Source organism: Longinema margulisiae (assembly GCF_025266855.1).
Taxonomy (GTDB): Bacteria; Spirochaetota; Brevinematia; order Brevinematales; family Thermospiraceae; genus Thermospira.
The window spans coordinates 37374-58666 of sequence record NZ_CP053071.1 but is presented as its reverse complement, the minus strand read 5'-3'; the positions used below and the strand labels follow the sequence as shown (position 1 = coordinate 58666).

Sequence of the window (21293 nt, the reverse complement as noted above, 5' to 3'; positions counted from 1 at the left end):
ACATCTCCTTATTGTTCTTCTTCATCATCTGAAGAGTCTTTTTTCCTGGGAGGAAGAGAAACCACCACTGAGCGACTGAAAAAATCATGGAAACGAATATTGAATTCCCTATCAAAGACAAAGAGAAAGGGGATTCCGTACAGCTGAACGGCGAGATAAAAGAACAAAAAGCGGGTAATACACATGGACCAGGGAAGGTCCCAGAGGTTTTTCTGGGGACGTTTTGGGGGAACACCGGGAAAGACACGGATGTTCATGATCTTTGCCCCGATGGTCTGACCTGAGGCTCGCCAAAAAAGAATAAAATAGGAAGCCCAGAGCATGAGATCAAAAAAGGCATAGGCCCAGAAATGCTGTTGGTAGAGGGAAAAGAGGAGTTTCTGGAGTTCTATGATATTGAGAGAAGCATCCTGAGGCATACTTTTGACATAATCAAGGAGGAGGGGACGGGTAGAAAAGGAAAAGACAAGGGCAAAAATGGTGCTAAGAAAAAGGTAATCGATACAAAAGGCTGCAATCCTTTTCCATGTGGGAGCCATGGGGACACTTTGAGGAGCCTGGTCTTCAACCAAGGAGGAAGAAACGGGCTTTCTTTCACTCATGGCATACCTTCTCAATAATGGTTTCTATGGTTTTGTATTTCTCGTAGGTTTTGACGATAATCTCTTCTGGGAGAGAAGGAGCAGGAGGTTTTTTGTCCCATTTGATAGTCGTGAGATAATCCCGCACAAATTGTTTGTCATAACTGGCGGGACTTGTTCCTTCCTGGTAGGTGGTGCAGTCCCAGTATCGAGAGGAATCGGGAGTGAGGACTTCATCAATGAGGGTGAGACGGTTTTTTTCATCGAGGGCAAATTCAAACTTGGTATCAGCTAACAGAATGCCGTGAGGGAGAAGCTTCTCATACGCCATGGTATAGAGCTGGAGAGAAACATCAATAATCTGATGGGCTAATTTTTGATCTCCTATTCGTTTCTCAAACTCTTGCAAGGAAATATTGATATCATGTCCTGTATCTTCTTTGGTGGCCGGAGAAAAGAGAGGGGTGGGGAGTTTGCTGGCAAGAGAAAGCCCGGAAGGGAGTTTCTGACCCGCAACCCCACCTGTTTTTTGATACTCTTCGTAAACACTGCCAAAAAGATAGCCTCTCACCACGCATTCAAAAGGGAGACGATTGAGTTTTCGCACAATCATGGAGCGTTCAGCAATCCCCGGTTTATCAGCAAGTTGAGGAAGTCGACCAAGAATATCTTTTGTATTGATAGCATTGGGAATGAAGTCAATTTTGTCAAACCACAAAAGAGAGATATGGTTGAGAATACGACCTTTCTCGGGGATACCTTCGTTGAAGACCACATCAAACGCAGAAATTCTATCAGTGGTAACCATGAGCCATTCTGTATCAGAAATGGCGTAGATATCTCGTACTTTGCCTTTGTATACTAACGGAAGAAAAGAGAGTTTGGATTCAGTAATAGTCATCGTATCCTCCTAAGCCTTTTCAAAAGGAAAGGTGTAATGAAGATGGAAGGTATCTCTGAGTTTTATCATGTCTTTTTGTTCCTCTTCGTCAAGAGGAATGCCTTCTACCAGACGTTTTTGCATGGTTTCGTATTCTTTTTCTCCGGCGGTGTAGATGCGGTCCTGGCCAGGGGCTTTCTTTGATGCCCGCAGAGCCCGCAAAATCTCTCCTGTGGTTTTCTTGAAGTTCTCAAGTTCGGTGAAGGCCTCAACATTGATGGCAATAAAGAAATGCCCGAGCCTGTAGGGAACTTTTTTGCCGTTTTCAAAGCCGCTTAAGGCCTTGAGAAAAGCCCCTTGCTGAAGGGCGGCGGAGAGGATTTCTACCACAGTGGCGTACCCATAGCCTTTGTATCCCCCCATCTCTTCTCCCATTCCACCAAGGGGAAGAAGGGCGGCTGTCCCTTTGACAAGGTCATCTAAGACTTCATGGGGATTGGTTTTGCTTGTTCCATCTTCACTGATCACCCACCCTTTCGGAAGCTCTTTATTGAGACGGGCATAGACTTCAATCTTGCCGCGCTGGGTGATGGATGTGGCACAGTCGAGCATAAAAGGAAAGGGTTCATCGGTAGGCATACCAAAGGTTAGTGGATTGGTGCCAAGCATATTTTCCACACCAAAGGTGGGGGCAATAGAGGGCCTGGCGTTTGTACCGGTGATACCAATCATTCCCTTTTCAGCGGCCATGCGGACATAGTATCCGGCAATCCCGTAGTGGTTTGAGTTTCGGACGGCAACCATCCCCATACCGTAGGTTTTGGCTTTTTCGATGGCTATTTCCATGGACTTTCTGGCAATGACCTGTCCCATCCCATTGTGTCCATCAATCACAGCCGTGGTAGGGGTTTCTTTCACTATTTCAATGGTTGTGGTAGGAGAGATCTGCCCGGCGAGAATCCGATCGATATAGATGGGTTTGAGTCTTCCAATACCGTGGGAGTCAATACCTAAAAGATCAGCCGTGATGAGAACGTCGGCACAGATATCAGCGTCTTTTTCTGGTACCCCAACGGCGACAAAGGTATCTTTCATAAAATTTCGTAGAATTTCAAAAGACATGGTGAACATGGAAAAGCCCTCCCTCAGGATAATGACAAAGTAGTATAAAGCAAAAAGGGGGTTTTTGCAAAAATTGGGGATATGTTCTTCTTTTTCCTCCTTTCTGGAAAACGCCCATTTTTTGTTCAATTTGCCTATTTTTGCACATAAGTTTTTGCGGCACAAGGAAATATTTTCAAAAATTTCACTTTTTTTCGTGTTTTTTCGTATAATAAGTGGCAATTTTATGAAAGACGGAGGGTGTATTGTGAAAAAGTTTTTCTGGTGGGCAGTGGTTGGCCTGATCTGGATGGTGATGGGGTGTTCGGTGTCTAATGGTGGAGGCTCAACTGGTAGTGGAAGTGGAGATAGTGGTGGGGGAACGACCTCTGATACCACGCCACCTGAAGTGAGGCTTCTCAGTCCTACCAATGGGCAGGAATTTGGCTCAGGTTTCTTTCATGCCATAGGGGTGGTGGTAGATAACAGGGGTGTTTCTGAGGTAAAACTCTACATTACGACCAATCAGGCGTCTTTCACCAATAGGTATTCGGCTCTCATTGATGGGACAAATTTTGTGGTGAGCAATGTTCATTTAGATAAAGGAAATGGTGCCTATCTTGTGTGGCTGGAAGCAAGGGACATTTCCGGAAACAAGACGACAACTTCTCTTATTTCTGTTTCTCTCAATGCGACGGTGTATGTATCCGCGAATCTGAGTACACCTCTTCATATCACCAATCTTACTTCCTTTACGCTTACGGGGACGGCCGGAGCGACAGCTGAGGCACTAAATGGGGTTTATGTTTCCGTGAATGGAGGATTGTATACCATAGCGACGGGGACAACCAGCTGGAGTTATGACCTTTCTCTTTTGGCACATGCTACCAATGTTATCCGAGTCTACGCTCAGACACCCAACTATGTGAGTAGTACCAATGAGTATATTATCATTCATCAAGGTTTTCTGGCTATTGATGAGGGAGAGTGGGCAACTGCGACATGGGGACCTGGGGGGAGATTTGTGTCTTCTGATGAGGCTACGTTTGCCGTGTATTCAAAAAATGCCACGAAAATAGTTCTTGAGATTTATCGTAAGCCATACGGAGAGGATGCTGTTTATCGCTATGAGATGGCCAAGGGAAGTGATAACTACTGGCGGGCAAAACTCAGGTTTGTGACCAACGGAACTGTCTATGCCTTCCGTGTATGGGGACCAAATTGGCCGTATGTCTCCACCTGGCAACCGGGGACAACGAACGGCTTTCTCTGTGATGTGGACAGTGCGGGCAATCGTTTCAATCCAAACAAGGTGCTTTATGATCCCTGGGCGCTTGAAATCACACATGATAGAAACAATCCTTCGGCATTAGCCAGTGCTGGTGTGGATGGCAATGTGTATGGGACGGGACCCTTTGTTTATAATGGAAAGCCTCGTCGCCAGTGGGATACAGGCAAGGTGGCTCCGAAAGCTTACCTTATCAAGGACACCACTTCCTATGGAACGAAGCCAGCCATACCCCAGAAGGATGCCATCATTTATGAAGCCCATCTTCGTGGACTCACCATGCATCCTTCGACGGTGAATTTGGCCACTATTCTTTCTGGTTTTAGCGGGTTTGAGAGTGTCGTTGGGGTGCCTGATCAGTATCGGGGAACATACAAAGGGGCAGCCTATATGGCCAAGTATCTCAAAGCCCTTGGTTATACGACCATTGAACTTCTCCCTGTGCATGAGACAGACAATGACCACAATCCAGACAATCAGTCGGGGGGGAATTACTGGGGATATATGACCTATGGGTATTTTGCTCCGGATAGACGATATGCGTATGACAAGTCTCCAGGAGGTCCCACCCGTGAGTTCAAGGAAATGGTGAAGGCTTTTCATGATGAGGGGCTTGAGGTCTATTTGGATGTGGTGTACAATCATACCGGGGAAGGTGGACTCTGGGGTGATACCAATACGGCGGAACTCACCTGTTTCCGCGGATTTGACAATAGTGAGTTCTATGCTCTCGTTGGGGGAAGCCCTCAGTACTACTGGGAAAGTACAGGATGTGGCAATAACTTCAATACCACCAAACAGGTGGTAAAGGACCTGATCACCAATTCACTTGCCTACTGGGCAGATGAGATGGGGGTGGATGGTTTCCGGTTTGATTTGGCCCCTGTGTTAGGACGGGATAGTGCTCCTGATTATATCTTCAATCCCAATGCGCAACTTCTACTGGATATTGCAAGCTTAGGAAATAGCCGCAATATTGAGATGATTGCAGAGGCATGGGATACAGGGGCAGGAGGATATCAGGTAGGGAACTTCCCGGCAGGATGGGGAGAGTGGAATGGGCGTTATCGGGATCAGGTGAGACGCTTTTTGAAAGGAGATGGAAACACTACAGGAAGTGATAGTGATCCCAAGTTTGTCCAGGTATTCAATGGCGACTATGGGTATTTCAACAACAACGGTGGACCACACAAGTCGGTGAACTTCATCGTGGCTCATGATGGTTTCACTCTCATGGATCTTGTGAGTTATAACACCAAGCAAAATACCACCCTCACCTGGCCGTTTGGTCCTTCTGATGGGGGAAGTGATAACAATGACTCCTGGGACAGTAACTTCTATGGAACAACAACGTCCAATCAGATGTTTCGCCGGCAGAGGCTTCGCAACTTCTGGGTGGTGCAGATGTTCTCCCGTGGAGTTCCTATGACAGTGTACGGGGATGAGTTTGGACGCACCCAGAATGGGAATAACAATCCCTACAATATTGATAGTGTGGCCACGTGGAATAACTACACTATGATCAATACGGATAGTCCTCATCTTGTTTCCACAGGGGGTGGAGGGAGTTATCACAATAACTATGGGACAGATAGCACCGCTTCTGGGCTCTCAGGGAAAAATGATCTCTTCCTCTTTGTGAAGAAACTCATCGCTCTTCGAAAAGACCATCCGGTGCTGAGACAGGAAAACTATACCGTTCTCTATGATTTCCGCAAGGAGGACGGGTCAACCTACCTTTCAGATGGGAACAGATGCGTCTGGATACGTATTGATGGAAGTAGTATTGGGGATAGTGATTTTCTTGTGTTTGTCAATATGTGGATAAGTCAGGTATCCTATACTGTGCCACTGGCAGACAGTGGCAAAAAGTGGGTCCGTATCATTGATACGGCCTGGTGGGCTGAGGATGACAATAACTTCTGGGAGACCTCTTCTGCTCCAACGATAACAGGAAGTTACGGAGTGAACCCCTGGAGTATTGTTGTCCTTCAGGAAGTGCCTCAATAGAAAACACCCATCACAACCAATCGTGTAGCCCCCCGCCTGGGGGGCTTTTTGTTAGGAAGATACGCTTTGTCTGGAAGGTTTTCCTAGTTGTTCAGGCTATAACCTTGTTTCAGATAGCGTTTAGTTAAACGTTTAACTAAAGAAAGGGGAATTTTTTCAGAAGAGGGAAAAGGTTTACTTGAAAAAAACCTCAGTTGAGAGTATACTATACAGGAAAATAACAGAGAGGGAGTTTTTTATGCGTTTCAGAAAACTTTTGGTAGGTTTTCTTTTTTTTGTGGGAGGAATAGTGTGGGGGGTAGAGCAACCTTCCATTGTGGTGATGGAGATTGAAAACAGATCAGGGGAAACGTCTTTAGATAGTCGTACGCTTACAGAGGTGGTGGAGCTTCATGTGGTCAATATGCGTCGTTTTCAGGTGGTGGAGAGACAGAAGCTTGATCGTATCCTGAGCGAACAAAAGCTCAACCAATCAGGGCTTACCGAAAAAGAAGTCGCCCGTGTGGGAACGTTAGTAGGGGCGTCCAAGGCTATTGTTGGTTCTTTTTCGAAGGTGGGAAGGAATTATCTTCTCCTGTTGCGGTTGATTGATACGTCAACGGCTACAATTGATGAAGTGGCAGAACTTCGAACGGCTTCTCTGGAGGATTTGTTAGATAGGATTGATGAACCGGTGAAAAAGATTCTCCAGCGAACAGGTCAGATGACCACTTCTTCTGATAAGAAATCACAGAAAGCGGAAACGGAGGTTTCTTCAGAGCAGCAGACAGCTACGGTTTCTTCGCCCACAACAGAGGAAACGGATGAGGATGCCCTGGAGAGGCTTATTCGTGAGGCCAAAGAAAAACTCAGACAGAGACAAACATCTGAGAAGCCGACAGAGTCAACCTCGCCCACACCTTCTTCTCAGAGAGAGGAGGAAGGACCTACCACCTCTTCTATCAAAGAAGAATCGGATACCGTATGGGAAAGCCTCAAGAATAACCGCTGGGGGGCTGTGCTTCAGCTTGGCATTGCCGGGGATGCTCAGATCTATCCACGAAGATGGAATTTTATCGGCATAGGTTTTGGTCTCTTTACCCTTGAGAACAAGCTGTATATAGGGTGGCAGTATGCGTTTCTTGCACCAAAGGCCTATGTGATGGCTGGTTATCAGCAGGGGCTTTTTCCTCATGTAGAAGGGTACCTTCTTGGGGTGCAGCACGGGCTTATCAATAGGGTAGGGGTGTCAGCTATGGGGTGGCAGGCTGGTTTTCTCAATACCGTTCAGAATAATATGCTTGGGCTTCAGCAGGGGTTTATCAATACGGTAGGAAATCTCAAGGGAGCCCAGATAGGGTTTATCAATGTGGCCAAAGAGGTGAGAGGGGTGCAGGTGGGGTTTTTGAATACCACGCGCCGACTCTACGGGGTGCAGGTTGGATTTCTCAATACTTCTCGAGAGAACGGTCTCCCCTTCATGGTGGGTCTTAATATTGGTTTCTGAAATAAAGAGGGCTGTCCAGAGAAATCTGGACAGCCTTTTTTTCAAAGAAAGAAAAGTATTTTGAGACCCTTGCACGGATGTTTTCTTTGCCTGTCTGGGTCAGGGGCTACGCCCCTCTTCCCCGATTTTTCTGTTTACAAGGGCCGGTTTGTCTTTTTTATTCAAAAAAATCGGTTTATTTATTACGGCAAGGAACATTTTGATACTAATTTTTGTTTTTTTATTACTTTTTTGAGACCTTTGCACATTCGTGCAAAGGTCTCATTTTTTGATTGAAACTTGGTTGAAAAATACGTTTTTCCTTGACGAAATCTTTTTTTTTCTGTATAATGTTTCTATACATAGAAACAGAGGTAACGATGGAACAGATTCGATTGAAACGGTTTGTGAGGGAGATGCCCTCGGATATGCAGACCCCGGTGCTTGCTTTTCATGCCTTGAGGGAAAATTCTCCTCAGGCCTTTCTTCTTGAGAGTGTAGAGATGGGGGAGATGCTTGGGCGTTATTCCTTTCTTGGATTTGAACCGGCGTATATGTTTCGGGCAACGGGTGATGTGGTGGAGATTATTCGCAAGGGAGAAGGAGAATCCCTGAGGACTCATGATGTACTCGGGCTTTTTCGGGAGTTTATCTCTTCCTTTGTGGAGGAGGGGGATGCCACCGAGCTTCCTTTTACGTCGGGGCTTGTGGGATACCTGGGCTATGATGCCGTGAGATATATGGAAAAAATACCTGATGTGAAGCCGTATCGTTTTCGGCTTCCTGATGTGTATTTTGTTCTTCCCCGGGTGTTAGTGGTTTTTGATCATATCAAGCAGAAGATCTTTCTCATTACCTATCGTTTTGGTGAGGAAGAGGGAAATCCAGAAGAAAAGCTTCGTCGATATGAGGAGCGGTTGTATCAGTCACATTCTCTTCCCAGGCTGGTTTTTGGTCGTTCTTCTGGACTTAAACTTCTCTCCAATTTTCGTCGGGAGGATTTTCTCTCTGCGGTTCAAAAGGCAAAACAGTACATTGTGGCGGGAGATATCTTTCAGATAGTCCTTTCGCAGAGGTTTCGGGTAGAACTTCAGGAGCCGGCCTTTTCTGTGTACAGGAAGCTTCGGATGATCAATCCGTCACCGTATATGTTTTTTATGGAGTTTGGGGACTTTCAGATAGTGGGTTCGTCTCCGGAGGTGATGGTGAAGCGCACCATCAGAAATGGGATTGATGAGGTCCTTCTCAGGCCTATTGCCGGTACTCGTCCCCGGGGAAAAACAAGGGAGGAGGACGAGGCCAATGAACGTGAACTTTTAGCTGATGTCAAGGAAAGGGCAGAACATACCATGCTTCTTGATCTCGGGAGAAATGATCTTGGGCGTATCGCTTCGTATGGAGGGGTTCGGGTAGAACGACCTTTTCATATTGAGCGCTATTCCCATGTGATGCATATTGTCTCTGATGTGAGAGCGACACCACGAGAGGGGATTCATCCCCTTGATATTCTTGCGGCCACCTTTCCGGCGGGCACGGTCAGTGGAGCCCCAAAGATTCGGGCGATGGAGATCATTGAGGAACTGGAACCGGAAAAACGGGGGATTTATGCGGGGGCGGTGGGATACATTGACTTCAGGGGCAATTTAGATACAGGGATTGCTATTCGAACGCTGGTGTGTCGCGACGGTATGGCCTATCTTCAGGCGGGCGCCGGTATTGTGTATGATTCAGTCCCGGAGAGGGAGTATGAGGAGACAATTAACAAGGCTCGTGCTCTGATGAGTGCTTTGATGTAGGAGAGGGAAATGAAACTACGCGGTCAGTTTACCGATGCCGAGGTGCTCATTCGTGATATTGATGACGCGACCAGGGAACAGATCAAGACGCTTGTGGATTGTCCTGCTTTTGAGGGCCAAAAGATTGTGATCATGCCGGATTGTCATTCGGGAAAAGGAAGTGTCATTGGATTTACCATGAAGCTTGGGGATCTGGTGATCCCGAATATTATTGGGGTGGATATTGGATGTGGTATTGAACTTTACAGGCTCGATACGGAAAGTATAGACTTTGAGAAGTTTGATCGCTATATACGACGGGCAATCCCCAGCGGATTTGAGCGTCATACGAGGCCTATTCTCACAGGAAGATACGAAGAGGGATATTACACACGGGATCTTGAAGCAAAGATCGAAAAAATATCCCGGAAGATCGGGATAGATCCTGCGGTGGCGTTTTGTTCTCTTGGGACGCTTGGAGGAGGAAACCACTTCATCGAGATTGATCGTGATGAGAAGGGGAGGTATTGGCTTTCTCTTCACAGTGGCAGCAGGCATTTTGGTCTTCAGATTGCTTCCTACCATCAGAAACGGGCGAAGCAATGGGTGGCTTCCCATGAGAAGGGCTGGAAGTACAGGGAACTGGAGTATCTTCCTCTTTCGCAGGGGGGAGAAGAATATCTTGAGGATATGAAGGTGGCACAGAAGTACGCCGAAGTTAACAGGCGTGCCATGGCCAGGCTTATTCTTGAGGAGTTTTTTAGCCAGAATATTGATGATACGGAAACCATCAAGAGTGTGCATAACTACATAGACTTTGATGATGGTATTATCCGAAAGGGGGCTATTCGTGCCCATAGTGGCGAGAGACTAGTGATTCCCCTCAATATGAGGGATGGGGTCATCATAGGAAGGGGAAAGGGAAGAAAAGACTGGAACCTCTCGGCTCCTCATGGAGCTGGTCGGCGGCTTTCTCGCCATCAGGCCAAAAAACAGCTCTCTCTTGAGGAGTTTCGAAAGACGATGGAAGGGGTCTGGTCCTCGACTATTTCCATTCATACCATCGATGAAGCCCCGATGGCCTATAAACCATCGAAGCTTATTCTTGAACTTTTGCCTGAGAATGTGGAGATAGAAGAGGTGGTCAAACCGGTGTATAATTTCAAGGCTGTGGAATGATGGAGGCAATATGATTCTGGTTATTGATAACTATGATTCGTTTATCTACAATATTGTTCAGTATTTAGGAGAATACGAGAAGGATATCAGGGTATATCGAAATGATGCGATTACCCTCAGTGAGGTGGTAGGAATGTCTGTGGATGGGATTGTGATTTCTCCGGGTCCAGGACGACCCGAAGATTCAGGGGTTTCTTTGGACCTCATTCGGTATGCTATTGAGGAGGACATTCCGCTTTTAGGGGTGTGTCTTGGACATCAGGCGATCACGATTGTGGCCGGTGGGCAGGTAGGAGGAGCAACCCATATTATGCATGGCAAGTCTTCTTCTATCAGTCACAAGGGAGAAGGGGTTTTTGAGGGGATTCCTTCCCCCTTTCAGGCCATTCGTTATCATTCGCTTGTGGCCAAACAAGAGTCTCTTCCCGACACCCTTGAGGTGGTGGCCGAGAGTGATGATGGGGAGATTATGGGGCTTGTTTACAGAGGAAAACCCATCTATGGAGTGCAGTTTCACCCGGAATCCATCCTTACCGAACATGGCAAGCAGATCATAGCCAATTTTGTACGAATAGTTCATGAGAAACGACAGGAAAGACTTTCCAGAAAAGTGGCAGACCTTTCCAAAAAAGTTTTTTCGAAACTTTCTGAGAGACAGTCCCTCGCTGAGAAGGAGGCAGAAGAGTTTACGGATCTCATGTTAGAAGGTCATACCTCTCCCTCTCATATAGCGGCCTATCTTTCTCTTTTGCGTCTCAAGGGGGAGACGGCGGAGGAGATCGCGGGAAGTGCCCGTTCGATGGCACGCCATTGTATCCCTGTTGAGCTTTCGGAAGAGAAGGTGATTGATACCTGTGGTTCTGGTGGGGACAAGTCCAATACCTTCAATATTTCCACTGCGGCGGCTTTTGTGGTAGCGGGTGCAGGGTACAAAGTGGCCAAACATGGGAATCGGTCTATTACCTCTCAGAGTGGATCGGCTGATGTGCTGGAGAAATTGGGGGTCAATATCGCGGCTACCCCAGAAGTGGTGAAGCGTTGCATAGAGGAGGCAAACTTTGGCTTTATCTTTGCTCCCTACTATCACCCGGGGCTTAAGTATGTTATGCCTGTTCGTCGGGAGTTGGGTTTTCGCACGATTTTCAATATCCTTGGACCGCTTGTGAATCCAGCCCATGTTAAATACCATGTGATGGGGGTATTTTCTGAGACACTCTATCAGCTTTTGCCAGAGGTTTTTGTCAGGCTGGGATATAAAAGGGCTCTTGTGCTTCATGGAGAGGGTGGGCTTGACGAAGCCACTATCGAAGGCAAGACAAAGATTGCGGAGATCCGGGAGGGAAGGATAGAGGAGATGGTGCTTGATCCTTCTGATTATGGGCTTGCGGGGAGTCTTGATCATTGTCGTATCTCTTCACCAGAAGAGAGTAAGACCATGATAGAACACATCCTTCAGGGAAAGGAGAAAGGAGATCCTTACAAGGCGGTGATTCTCAATGCGGGACTTGCCATTTATACCCTTGAGGAGAGTCTTTCTCTTGCTGAAGCCTTTGAAAAAGCTTCTCTTGCTATCGAGAACGGAAAGGCATGGGAGGTGGTGGAAAAGGTTCAAGAGCTTTCCTGCGGGAGAATCCCATGAATAAATTGGCCGAGATTTTAGAACACAAAAGAGAAGAGGTTAAGCGTTTACGTCGAGAAAGCCTTTCTCTCTCTTTGAAACCAGATGAGGAGAGGTTTCTGTTTCAGAAAGCCATGGCACGTGCCCAAAAACCCTTTCTCATTGCTGAGGTGAAGCGAAAATCTCCTTCACAAGGGGATATCGCCATGGAAAAAGATCCGGTTGGTTTAGCCCTTGCCTATAAAGAGGGAGGAGCTGATGGTCTTTCTGTGCTTACAGACGAGCGCTTTTTTGGGGGGAGTTTTGCCTTTCTTCGGGAGATAAAAGAGGCGACGGGGCTTCCGGTTCTCTGCAAGGATTTTATCATTGATGAGGTTCAGATTGATATGGCCTTTGTGTGTGGGGCTGATATGATTCTTCTCATCGCTGAAGCCTTCTCAGGCCTCACAAGGCTTCGTGAGCTTTATACCTATGCGTCCTCTTTGGGAATGGATGTGCTTGTTGAGGTTCACGATCGGGCCAATATCCGTGCTATCAGAAATATGGGTTTTCCCATTGTGGGGGTGAACAATCGGGATCTTCGTACCCTTGAGGAGGATTATCACTATAGCCTTTCGGTGGTGCAGGACTTGCCAGCCGAAGCCAAAAAACTCAGTCTTTCGGCGATTGCGACGACGGAAGCGGTAGAGGAACTGGCAAAAGCGGGGTACGATGGTGTTCTTGTGGGGACTTCTTTGGCGAAACATCCCCGTCCCCAGGACCTTCTTGCCGAATGGAAAAAATTAGGTGCTTTAGAACAGGAAAAAGGAGAAAAGAATGCTACAAGAACTTCTTGAAAAACGTCGTTCTTATCGTTCCTTGGCCCCTGTGTCTCTTTCGGATGAGATGGTAGAAACCCTATCGAGGGCGGCTTCTCTTATGCCTTCGTGTTTCAATAACCAGCCATGGCGCTTTGTTTTTGTTCGGTCAGCGGAGAGACTTGAGGAGTTGAAAAAGACCTATAGCAAAGGAAACGAATGGGCGTATCGGGCTTCTTTTGTTGTCGCGGTGGTCACTCGACTTGCTGATGATTGTCAACTTCAGGGGAAAGACTATGCCTTTTTTGATACAGGTATGGCTGTGGGAAGTATGCTTCTTGCGGCGACGGAGTTGGGCCTGGTTTTGCATCCCATTGCCGGGTTTGATACCGCTCTTGCCAAACAGATCCTTCACCTTCCTCTTGATATGGTTTTGATCACGCTTCTCATTGGAGGGAGAAAAAGTGATACTCTTTCTCCTGAGCTTTCTCCCCATCAAAGAGAGACAGAACTCTCAAGACCGGCACGAAAGGCTTTTGAGGAGTTTGTTTTTATTGAGAAATGGGGAGAGGCTTTTCACCCTATTTCGTAGCGGTATTTTTTGACAAGCTTGAGAGGCGCATAGCTTTTTTTCGCCTTTCGGATACCTTCAATGCCAAGGTCCTGTTCTCGATTGACAAAGAGGTAGGAGGGTGCGATAATATGCTGCGCCATTTGTTGATTGATCATTTGATAAGCCCCTGTATAGGAGGTATCTGCTTTTTCGAAATGGGTAACAAAAGTCGTTTCACTGAGTTTTTCCCCAAAGCTGAAAGCCACCACTTTTCCCTGGACCAGGAGAACACCACCATCCACCTTGAGAACGTCCCACTGGTGCAAAAGGGTGAGAATCGCCTCTTGCTCTTCTTTCACGCCCCTCATTTCCTCTCGTTGAGAAACCCACTCTGCAAGGAGACGTTCACAGCCCTCCTGGAATCTCTCATGGTACAAAACAAATTGCCAATCGGGATAACTCTCGCGAAATTTTCTCACAAAGGCTCGTTTTCCATCTAATCTCCAGCCCTTGAGTTCAGCCAATTGTTGGGCTTTGTAGACATAGTCAAAGTGGTCCCTTTCTGCGATGAGTCTCCCACCCTTTGGAAGAAAACGCTTTGCCCACTCAGGAATACGAATAATGGCCGATATGCCTTGTTGTTTGGCTATTTCGACTACTTCCTGAAAAACCCTTTCACAGTCCTGAAAACCTACAGGGGGGAGAAGTACCTTTTTCCCGTTTTCCTCCCGGAGAAGAAGGGCGCCTTCTTTCCATGGGGTCCAGAGGATTCCCTGAGCTTTTTGCCAGATATAGAGATTGGTGAAGGTAAACTCTGAGATCTTGGGTTGCATGTGACGAAACCAGTTGTCAAAATATTTTTTGTCTTCAAGTGAGAGAGGACGAAATTCCACGCTCTATTCCTCCTGGAGGCTTTCATCAAGCCATTTTTGGTAACTCTTGAGTATCCTGGGAATAGGGATAAAAAGGATCTCGGGTACTTGATAGGGGTGGTTGGCTTTGACCAAGGCTTCTATGGCTTTGTACTTTTTGGTGTGGGTTTTGACAAGCATGAGAACCTCTGAAGAGGTTTCTTTTTTCCCCTCCCAGAGGTAATGGGATTCCATCGGAAGAAGCTGGACACAGCCAGCAAGGTGTTTGTCTAAAAGAAGATGGGAGAGTTTTTCGGCGTTTTCCTTCGTGTCGATGGCAATAAGAACTATTCCATACCTCATGATAGGTTTCTCCTTCTCTATTGAGTATACCACAAAAAAGATTTTTTGACAAGAGAAAGAGAAAGAAAATCGAAGCCTTCGCACATTCGTGCGAAGGCTTCAAAAAAGTAATAAAAAGAACAAAAATTAGCACAAAAATAACTCCTTTTCTTAATAAGAGACCTTTGCACGAATGTGCGAAGGTCTCAAAAAAGTGGTAAAAAACAAAAAATAGTATAAAAATGTTCCTTAACGTAATAAATAAAACTATTCCTTTGAACAAAAAAAGACAAATAAGCCATTGTAAATAGAAAAAGCTGGGTTCCAGGGGCGTAGCCCCTGATCCAGAGACGGGAAAAGAACACCCGTGCCAGGGTTTCAACTCTTGATTACTTGTTGGAATAATTGATGCTTAGATGAGAATGGCTTGACAAAATTTGAGAAGCTTTGTATACTAAGGCAAAGAAAATCAGGAGGTTTTCGATGAAGAAAAAGGCCTTAGCTCTCAGTATAGTCAATCTTGTTTTGGCAATAGCGACTATTGTGGTGAATATTCTTGCCAACGCCCTTCCCCTCAATGGAAAGAATACAGGAGTACTTTCAGATCAGTATCCCAACCTTTTTGTTCCAGCGGGACTGACCTTTTCTATCTGGGGTCTCATTTTTCTCCTTTTCTTGGTGTATGTGGTGTATCATCTGGTGGTATCTCTCAAGGATTCACGGCAGGCTGAAAACTATGTGCCTTCCTTAGTGGCGTTTGCTCTTTCGTGTCTTTTGAATATGGGATGGATTTTTGCCTGGCACTATGAGAAGGTGGGGCTTTCGGTGGTGATTATGATTGCGCTTCTTGTTACCTTGCTCTTTATCTTTACCTTTCAGAGAAAGCAAAAGATTTATGGTCAGATCAGTCTTGCCGCGGTGATACCGATTGATGTATATGCAGGCTGGATTACCGTGGCGACGATTGCTAACATCACGGCATGGCTTGTGAAGGTGGGCTGGAATGGCTGGGGTATTGCTGCTGATGTCTGGACGATGCTCATGATGTCTGTTGGGGCTTTGATAGGGATTGTTGTTCTTTTGCGATATCAGGCCCTGGCTTATGCGGCGGTCATTGTGTGGGCGTACTTGGGTATTATTCTCAAAAGGTCAGCAAGTGCCCCTGTGTACCAGAACATTATTATGACGGCCTGGGTAGCCATTCTTTTGATCGTTATTATGATGCTCCAATCGGCGTTTGTTCTCTGGATGCAAAAAAGAAAGTCATAGAGGGGACTTGATTTTTCTTGTATTCTGTGCTATAATACTATTCGCAGAATGCGGGTGTAGTTCAGTGGTAGAGCGTCAGCTTCCCAAGCTGAATGTCGCGGGTTCGAATCCCGTCGCCCGCTATAACCCCGGAAGAAATTCTTCCGGGGTTTTTCTTTTTTTCCTTGACTTTTTTTGAAAGCTAAGTATAATTATAAACGGGAAAATGTATCCATGAGACGAAAATGGTTTTTTCTGCTGGTCTTGGGTGCCGTGGCAAGTGTCCTGTATGGTGGTGGGGGGACATTGGATCTCAGAGAGAGAGACTGGCATGAGACAGGTACGGTTCGCCTCTCAGGAGAATGGCAATTTTACCCTTTGCGGCTTTTAGAACCAGCAAAGACCCGCTGGGAAGAGTATGAGTCTATGTATATCAAGGTGCCGGATTCGTGGCACCGGTACACCTGGAAGGGGAAACCTCTCTCTCCTTATGGTTATGGAACGTATCGAATGGTGATTTTTTCTACAGATGAACCGCTTCTTTTGGGGCTACGGGTTCCTTTTCTCACCAGTTCTTATAACCTTTATATCAATGGGGTTCTCATGGTTTCAGAAGGAAAGGTGGGAACCAATAGAGAATCTTATATTCCCCATATGGTGCCTCGATATGTCACCTTTTCGAATACGCCAACCATAGAACTGGTGGTTCAGATTGCGAACTTTTACGATAATAAAGGGGGAATGTACAATACCATTGAACTTGGATTGTGGGATACCATTCATGCGAAACGAAATCTCAATATTGCGATTGATATCTTTTTGGTGGGGGCCTTGTTTATTATGGCCCTTTATCATTTAGCTCTCTTTACCCTTCAGAGAAGGGAGTGGGGTATTTTGTATTTTGCTCTTCTTGCGCTGAGTTTGGCGGTGAGAACGCTTATCAATCATGAATGTCTCTTTCACCTTTATATTCATGATCTTTCCTGGAGAACGTCTATCAAAATGGACTTCATCCTTGTCAATCTCATTACCATCTTTGTTGTGGCTTTTATGCGAACGGTGTTTTCTTCTCAGTGGTATCGAAATCTTTTGAAGTATGCGATTTGGTTTTATCTGTTTCTTACGGCGGTGGATCTTTTCTTCCCTGAGGAGATTTATTTTCATACCCAGATGGTGTATATATGGGTGACGGTGCCGTTAGGTTTTTCGCTTCTTTTTGCTTTGATACGAGAGGTGTGGCATCGCAATATGGAGGCACTTCTTTTGTTGATGGGTTTTTCGGCCTTTTTTCTCACGGCTCTCAATGATATCTTTTATGCTATTCAGAAGTTTAATGTTTTTGAGATTTATCTTACCCCTTTTGGACAACTGGTTTTTGTGTTCTTTCAGGCTTTTGTTCTCTCACGACGGTTCTCGGTAGCTTACCAAACCTCAGAAAGGTTGAAACACAATCTTGAAGAAGAGGTTAAACGTCAAACCATCGAACTTCTCAGTGAAAAGAACAAGCTTCTTCAGAAAAATCATATGATTCAGGAGGAATTGGAACTCGCCCGTCAGATTCAGCTTCAATTTATCCCTTCGCTTCCACCGGCACAGAATTTTGCGTTTTATTTTCATCCTATGATACAGGTGGGAGGGGATTTTTTTGATATTCGGCAGATTGATACCCATAAGTGGGGGGTTTTCATCAGTGATGTTTCTGGACATGGAGTGCCAGCGGCCTTTATTACTTCTCTTATTAAGAGTTATCTCCTCCAGACAGGGGATATTCATGATCCGGCTGGTCTTCTTTATGGTCTCAATGATTTTCTTTTTCCCTATTTGGCGGGGAATTTTGTGACTTCTTTCTACATGGTGTACGATGAGGATAAGGCATCTTTGACCTATGCCAATGCTGGACACCTCGATCCTCTTCTTGTGCTTCCGTCGGGGGCTATTTCTCCTCTTCCCTCTTTTAAGCGGGGAGTGCCACTTGGGGTATTGTCTCATAACGAACTGCAGGTGATGGACAAGGGGTATAGCAACCATACCTATCGCTTTGAAGAGGGGAAACTGCTTCTCTTCACTGATGGGTTGATTGAGGCTGTGAGTCAGAGACTCCATGTGCCTTTTGAGGAGATTCTCTGGGGGCTTCCATGGAAAGAACTTTCTTCCCTTTCGGCAACGGACATTGTGGTGGCCATTGTAGAAAATTTCAAGACGCACATTCAACTTGAGAATGTGATTGATGATATCTGTCTTCTCTGCATAGAACCGGCAAAAACACCCTTGTTTGAATATAGTACCAGAGAGGTGAGTCTATGAAAAGAGTGTTGTTTTCGTTTTTGGTGATGGTTGTGTTAGGCGTATTTGGGTGTCAAAAACCGAAAAAAGCAGAGGTTCAGGGACCAAAACCCGGGGTTTTTGTGTTGGGGAATATCGTGCTTTTTGTATATCGGGCTCCCACCAACACCATCACCAATGTGGCTCTCACAGGGGATTTTTTTGGATGGAAGGAAGGGGGATTTTCTCTCACCTACGATGTTTCTATGAATCTCTGGCGTATTTCTCTGACACTCGAGCCTGGCATATATCAATACAAGTATATACTCAATGGAACTCTTCTCACCAATGATCCTTATAACCCTGCGGTGACTCCGGATGGGAAGGGAGGACTCAATTCTGTCGTTGAGGTAAAGCCATAAAAAACAGGACCCGCACCATGCGGACCCCGTTCGTTACCCTCATACACGAAGGACGAAGTACCGAAGATACACGTACAGCGAAGAAATGGCAAGACTGACTATCGTGTATAGCACTCCATACTTGGTAAAGTCCCAGAAACTCACTTGAATGCCGCTTTTTTTCGCCAGTCCTACACTCACCACATTTGCTGATGCCCCTACTAACGTTCCATTGCCTCCGAGGCATGCCCCAAGGGAAAGTGACCACCACACGGGCATAAGGGCGTCTGGTCCAATGGTTTGACCCATCTCTTTGATGAGAGGAATCATGGTGGCGACATAGGGGATGTTATCCACAATGGCTGAGAGAATTCCCGAAACCCAGATGAGAAAAAGAGAAGTAAGTGAGACACTGCCTTTTGTAAGGGCTATAATCTTTTCGGCGAGAATCTTCATAACCCCTACTTCGACGAGCCCTCCCACTAAAATAAAAAGCCCCACGAAGAAAAGAATGGTGGCCCATTCGACTTCATGGAGAAGATGGTCAATTTCATGGGGAGTGGCAAGAATCATGAGCAGAGAGGCGCCAAGCATGGCAATCATGGATGGTTCCAGTTGAAGAGTGCCATGGAGAAAAAAGCCAAGGATCACAAGGCCTAAAACCGCAAGAGACTTGATCATCAAGATGGGGTTTGTGAGCACCTTTTTTTCGTCAAAACTCATGATCCGGGCCCGTTTTTCGTTGGATACTCTCATCTGTTTGTGAAAAAGAAGCCATTGAAAACCAAAGAGAACGGCCATAAGCACAAGAACCACCGGAGTGAGGTGCACAAGAAAACTGTTGAAGGACAATCCCCCTGCACTGGCAATCATGATATTCGGTGGGTCTCCAATAAGCGTAGCCGTTCCACCAACGTTGGAAGCCATGGCAAGTGAGACCACATAGGGTATGGGAGAAATGTCCAGTTCCTGGGCAATCAGAATAGCCACTGGAACAAGAATAAGAACGGTCGTAACATTATCCAGAAAGGCTGAAAAGAGAGCAGTTACCGCTGAGAGAAGGATCATGATGGTCATTGGATTTCCACGGGCTACTTTGGCCATCCTGATAGCCACATACTGAAAGATACCCGTTTGTTTGGTGATAGCGACAATAATCATCATGCTGACTAAAAGAAAGATCACATTCCAGTCAACAGAAGCAAAAATTCTCTCTCCTTCTAAAAAGTGGAACGCAGCAAAAAGAGCCGCCCCAAAGAGAGCAAGAATCGTCTTGTTTATTTTTTCTGTGGAGATGGCGATATACACAACCACAAAAAGACCAAGGGCTATCCACATAATCCACGTCATAGGCTACCTCCTGAGCACCTTGTTGAGCATATCCATATAACTCACCACACCCACGATGGTTTCCCCATCTGCCACAGGAAGGTGTCGTCGCCTGTGATTGGTGAATTCAAAGACGGCTTCGACAATGCTGGTGTCTGGATGAAGGACCACCTCTGGTTTTCGCATGATCTGACGCACGAAAATATCCTTTTCATGTTTCAGAAGTTCCTCAAAGGGTTCAAATGAGGTGAGAAAATTCATAGTTGGAAGTCCACTTGTGTATGCTGGCATACCTACGCGCATAATATCAAGCATATTGATTTCAGCAATAAATTTATTGTGGGCGTTAACCACAGGGGCATAACTTAGTTGATATTTAGCAAAGAGATCAAGGACCTCTTCGAGATTTTGATTTTCATTTACTACATGAATATCTGTGGACATAATATCCCGCAGAGTGAGGTCTTTTTTAATGTGGATGTTTCTTTCGTCAAGAAAATCACAAAAGTTTTCAAAATCGAGACCTTCTTGTACTTTTTTGCAAAATGTTGAATCTCCTACAACAGTGGAGAGAGCAGATAGAGCATTGAGATAGAGCGTGGAACGACTTGGTCCTGTGAGAATCAAAAATACCCCCTTGATATCATTTCCCCCTACAGCAAAGGGCTTTTTGGGGAAAGCCACGGCGATGATGAGATCCTCAAGATCGGGTATCCGGAAGTGTGGTACCCAGAAACATTCTCCTAAGATGGTTGGTCTTTCCTCTTCTCTCTGAAGAATTTTCTGGACAATATCTTCCTCTGTCATAGAAAGAGCAAATTCATGACGGATACTTTTCACCATTTTTTCAAGCAAGAAAATCTTATTGGTAACCTCAATCTTTGTCCAGTATAACTCTGGTTGCAAAAAGCCTGAAAACCGCATCTTATTCCTCCTTGTGGATATGTCTATTTCGATAGTAGAGAGCTATGTCGATACTGACCATGGAGAGATTGAGAAGATAAAAAAACACCACCCCATCAACTCCACGGACAAACTTGTTCAGGATACCAAAAATGTATCCTAACCATACAATCCAGAGAAAGATCACACTTTTGCCTGCGGTCGAACGGGAGATATAGGAACGATAAATAGAAAATGGCCATGCTGCCCCAAAACAGAGAAGCATGAGAATCTCAAAGAGAGCCATACTACCTTATCCCTCATCAGAAAAGAATACCATAAGTGTAATGAACGAAAAGGAAAAATGCAAGAAGGGATGGGGAAAAGAAAAAAGGCTTATTTAGACCTTCTGTACAGAAAGAACAAGCCACATCACAAGTGTCATCAGGACGCTGCCAACGATCATGCCTATCCAGAAGGCTTTCCATGCGATGGCCTGAAATTCACAGTGCAGCACTGATTCAAGGGCACTTTTCCAGAAACTTTCGACAAAGTGGGCAAACTCCCCTGCTGTCATTTCGGCAAGCTCCGGAAAAACCTCAAGGAGGTTTTTTTTCTCGTTGCCTTCTTCCACCTCAAAGAACATGCGAAGTTCTTTTTCGGTTTCTTCGTAGGATGGTTTCTTGGGTTTCATGGCTTTCTCTTTTTTTGATACCTCTTATCGGCACATG

The 21293-nt window shown here is 45.8% G+C and carries 19 protein-coding genes and 1 tRNA gene; 11 read left to right on the top strand and 9 right to left on the bottom strand.

Translation table 11 applies throughout. The features are described from left to right. Nucleotides 1-8 precede the first annotated feature (8 nt). Genes BREVNS_RS00305 through BREVNS_RS00295 form a run of 3 tightly spaced genes read right to left on the bottom strand, consistent with a single transcriptional unit; the run spans nucleotide 9 to nucleotide 2592 of the window. A complete protein-coding gene (locus tag BREVNS_RS00305; protein ID WP_483427082.1) occupies nucleotides 9-602 on the bottom strand; it encodes an RDD family protein in 594 nt (197 codons plus the stop codon). After that, nucleotides 595-1482 carry a phosphoribosylaminoimidazolesuccinocarboxamide synthase gene (locus BREVNS_RS00300; protein ID WP_483427081.1) on the bottom strand — a complete coding sequence of 296 codons (888 nt, stop codon included), beginning with the start codon at nucleotides 1480-1482 and terminating at the stop codon, nucleotides 595-597. The genes BREVNS_RS00305 and BREVNS_RS00300 overlap by 8 nt, the downstream gene beginning before the upstream one ends. 9 nt (nucleotides 1483-1491) lie before the next feature. Beyond that, the gene (locus BREVNS_RS00295) at nucleotides 1492-2592 is read right to left on the bottom strand and encodes an Ldh family oxidoreductase (protein ID WP_483427080.1); all 1101 of its coding nucleotides are present in this window, start codon (nucleotides 2590-2592) and stop codon (nucleotides 1492-1494) included. Nucleotides 2593-3487: 895 nt separating this feature from the next. Between BREVNS_RS00295 and BREVNS_RS00290 the strand changes: the two genes are divergently transcribed. The 7 genes from BREVNS_RS00290 (at nucleotide 3488) to BREVNS_RS00260 (ending at nucleotide 13286) form a co-directional block, all read left to right on the top strand. Next, complete coding sequence (locus BREVNS_RS00290; protein ID WP_483428052.1) at nucleotides 3488-5860, top strand: glycogen debranching protein; 2373 nt, start codon at nucleotides 3488-3490, stop codon at nucleotides 5858-5860. A 238-nt stretch (nucleotides 5861-6098) separates the two neighbouring features. Then, the gene (locus BREVNS_RS00285) at nucleotides 6099-7346 is read left to right on the top strand and encodes an LA_2272 family surface repeat-containing protein (RefSeq protein ID WP_483427079.1); all 1248 of its coding nucleotides are present in this window, start codon (nucleotides 6099-6101) and stop codon (nucleotides 7344-7346) included. A 359-nt stretch (nucleotides 7347-7705) separates the two neighbouring features. Further along, nucleotides 7706-9121 (top strand): anthranilate synthase component I, encoded by a 1416-nt coding sequence (gene trpE, locus BREVNS_RS00280; protein ID WP_483427078.1) that lies wholly within the window; start codon nucleotides 7706-7708, stop codon nucleotides 9119-9121. Nucleotides 9122-9130: 9 nt separating this feature from the next. Beyond that, nucleotides 9131-10279: an RtcB family protein gene (locus tag BREVNS_RS00275; RefSeq protein ID WP_483427077.1), complete on the top strand. Its 1149-nt coding sequence runs from the start codon at nucleotides 9131-9133 to the stop codon at nucleotides 10277-10279. Nucleotides 10280-10289: 10 nt separating this feature from the next. After that, the gene (trpD, locus tag BREVNS_RS00270) at nucleotides 10290-11918 is read left to right on the top strand and encodes an anthranilate phosphoribosyltransferase (RefSeq protein ID WP_483427076.1); all 1629 of its coding nucleotides are present in this window, start codon (nucleotides 10290-10292) and stop codon (nucleotides 11916-11918) included. Then, nucleotides 11915-12733 carry an indole-3-glycerol phosphate synthase TrpC gene (locus BREVNS_RS00265; protein ID WP_483427075.1) on the top strand — a complete coding sequence of 273 codons (819 nt, stop codon included), beginning with the start codon at nucleotides 11915-11917 and terminating at the stop codon, nucleotides 12731-12733. The genes trpD and BREVNS_RS00265 overlap by 4 nt, the downstream gene beginning before the upstream one ends. Then, nucleotides 12714-13286 (top strand): nitroreductase family protein, encoded by a 573-nt coding sequence (locus BREVNS_RS00260; protein ID WP_483427074.1) that lies wholly within the window; start codon nucleotides 12714-12716, stop codon nucleotides 13284-13286. The genes BREVNS_RS00265 and BREVNS_RS00260 overlap by 20 nt, the downstream gene beginning before the upstream one ends. Here BREVNS_RS00260 and BREVNS_RS00255 read toward each other — a convergent pair. Together BREVNS_RS00255 and cutA are read right to left on the bottom strand one after the other, a co-directional pair. Beyond that, nucleotides 13271-14140: a DUF2156 domain-containing protein gene (locus BREVNS_RS00255; protein ID WP_483427073.1), complete on the bottom strand. Its 870-nt coding sequence runs from the start codon at nucleotides 14138-14140 to the stop codon at nucleotides 13271-13273. The two genes, BREVNS_RS00260 and BREVNS_RS00255, sit on opposite strands and share 16 nt — an antisense overlap. Nucleotides 14141-14143: 3 nt before the next feature. Further along, nucleotides 14144-14461, bottom strand: coding sequence for a divalent-cation tolerance protein CutA (gene cutA / locus BREVNS_RS00250; protein ID WP_483427072.1), 318 nt, complete (start codon nucleotides 14459-14461; stop codon nucleotides 14144-14146). A 462-nt stretch (nucleotides 14462-14923) separates the two neighbouring features. Here cutA and BREVNS_RS00245 point away from each other — a divergent pair, with 462 nt between their 5' ends. The 4 genes from BREVNS_RS00245 (at nucleotide 14924) to BREVNS_RS00230 (ending at nucleotide 18372) form a co-directional block, all read left to right on the top strand. Continuing rightward, nucleotides 14924-15709 (top strand): tryptophan-rich sensory protein, encoded by a 786-nt coding sequence (locus BREVNS_RS00245; protein WP_483427071.1) that lies wholly within the window; start codon nucleotides 14924-14926, stop codon nucleotides 15707-15709. A 50-nt stretch (nucleotides 15710-15759) separates the two neighbouring features. Further along, a tRNA-Gly gene (locus tag BREVNS_RS00240) sits at nucleotides 15760-15831 on the top strand. 91 nt (nucleotides 15832-15922) lie between these two features. After that, a complete protein-coding gene (locus BREVNS_RS00235) occupies nucleotides 15923-17992 on the top strand; it encodes a PP2C family protein-serine/threonine phosphatase (RefSeq protein WP_483427070.1) in 2070 nt (689 codons plus the stop codon). After that, nucleotides 17989-18372, top strand: coding sequence for an early set domain-containing protein (locus BREVNS_RS00230; protein WP_483427069.1), 384 nt, complete (start codon nucleotides 17989-17991; stop codon nucleotides 18370-18372). The genes BREVNS_RS00235 and BREVNS_RS00230 overlap by 4 nt, the downstream gene beginning before the upstream one ends. A 39-nt stretch (nucleotides 18373-18411) precedes the next feature. Here BREVNS_RS00230 and BREVNS_RS00225 read toward each other — a convergent pair whose 3' ends face one another. From BREVNS_RS00225 to BREVNS_RS00210, 4 genes are all read right to left on the bottom strand, one after another. Continuing rightward, nucleotides 18412-19701: an ArsB/NhaD family transporter gene (locus BREVNS_RS00225; protein WP_483427068.1), complete on the bottom strand. Its 1290-nt coding sequence runs from the start codon at nucleotides 19699-19701 to the stop codon at nucleotides 18412-18414. 3 nt (nucleotides 19702-19704) lie between these two features. Next, nucleotides 19705-20604 carry a CBS domain-containing protein gene (locus tag BREVNS_RS00220; RefSeq protein WP_483427067.1) on the bottom strand — a complete coding sequence of 300 codons (900 nt, stop codon included), beginning with the start codon at nucleotides 20602-20604 and terminating at the stop codon, nucleotides 19705-19707. Between the two features lies 1 nt (nucleotide 20605). Then, on the bottom strand, nucleotides 20606-20869 hold the full coding sequence (locus tag BREVNS_RS00215; protein ID WP_483427066.1) for a hypothetical protein: 264 nt from the start codon (nucleotides 20867-20869) through the stop codon (nucleotides 20606-20608). 93 nt (nucleotides 20870-20962) lie between these two features. Further along, nucleotides 20963-21256, bottom strand: coding sequence for a hypothetical protein (locus tag BREVNS_RS00210; RefSeq protein ID WP_483427065.1), 294 nt, complete (start codon nucleotides 21254-21256; stop codon nucleotides 20963-20965). Nucleotides 21257-21293: the final 37 nt, after the last annotated feature.

Coding starts and splice junctions, on each gene's coding strand:
- BREVNS_RS00285 (WP_483427079.1), top strand. CDS start 6,099: ATGCGTTTCAGAAAACTTTTGGTAGGTTTTCTTTTTTTTGTGGGAGGA.
- trpD (WP_483427076.1), top strand. CDS start 10,290: ATGATTCTGGTTATTGATAACTATGATTCGTTTATCTACAATATTGTT.
- BREVNS_RS00275 (WP_483427077.1), top strand. CDS start 9,131: ATGAAACTACGCGGTCAGTTTACCGATGCCGAGGTGCTCATTCGTGAT.
- trpE (WP_483427078.1), top strand. CDS start 7,706: ATGGAACAGATTCGATTGAAACGGTTTGTGAGGGAGATGCCCTCGGAT.
- BREVNS_RS00210 (WP_483427065.1), bottom strand. CDS start 21,256: ATGAAACCCAAGAAACCATCCTACGAAGAAACCGAAAAAGAACTTCGC.
- BREVNS_RS00235 (WP_483427070.1), top strand. CDS start 15,923: ATGAGACGAAAATGGTTTTTTCTGCTGGTCTTGGGTGCCGTGGCAAGT.
- BREVNS_RS00215 (WP_483427066.1), bottom strand. CDS start 20,869: ATGGCTCTCTTTGAGATTCTCATGCTTCTCTGTTTTGGGGCAGCATGG.
- BREVNS_RS00225 (WP_483427068.1), bottom strand. CDS start 19,701: ATGACGTGGATTATGTGGATAGCCCTTGGTCTTTTTGTGGTTGTGTAT.
- BREVNS_RS00300 (WP_483427081.1), bottom strand. CDS start 1,482: ATGACTATTACTGAATCCAAACTCTCTTTTCTTCCGTTAGTATACAAA.
- BREVNS_RS00265 (WP_483427075.1), top strand. CDS start 11,915: ATGAATAAATTGGCCGAGATTTTAGAACACAAAAGAGAAGAGGTTAAG.
- BREVNS_RS00295 (WP_483427080.1), bottom strand. CDS start 2,592: ATGTTCACCATGTCTTTTGAAATTCTACGAAATTTTATGAAAGATACC.
- BREVNS_RS00230 (WP_483427069.1), top strand. CDS start 17,989: ATGAAAAGAGTGTTGTTTTCGTTTTTGGTGATGGTTGTGTTAGGCGTA.
- BREVNS_RS00260 (WP_483427074.1), top strand. CDS start 12,714: ATGCTACAAGAACTTCTTGAAAAACGTCGTTCTTATCGTTCCTTGGCC.
- BREVNS_RS00305 (WP_483427082.1), bottom strand. CDS start 602: ATGAGTGAAAGAAAGCCCGTTTCTTCCTCCTTGGTTGAAGACCAGGCT.
- cutA (WP_483427072.1), bottom strand. CDS start 14,461: ATGAGGTATGGAATAGTTCTTATTGCCATCGACACGAAGGAAAACGCC.
- BREVNS_RS00245 (WP_483427071.1), top strand. CDS start 14,924: ATGAAGAAAAAGGCCTTAGCTCTCAGTATAGTCAATCTTGTTTTGGCA.
- BREVNS_RS00220 (WP_483427067.1), bottom strand. CDS start 20,604: ATGCGGTTTTCAGGCTTTTTGCAACCAGAGTTATACTGGACAAAGATT.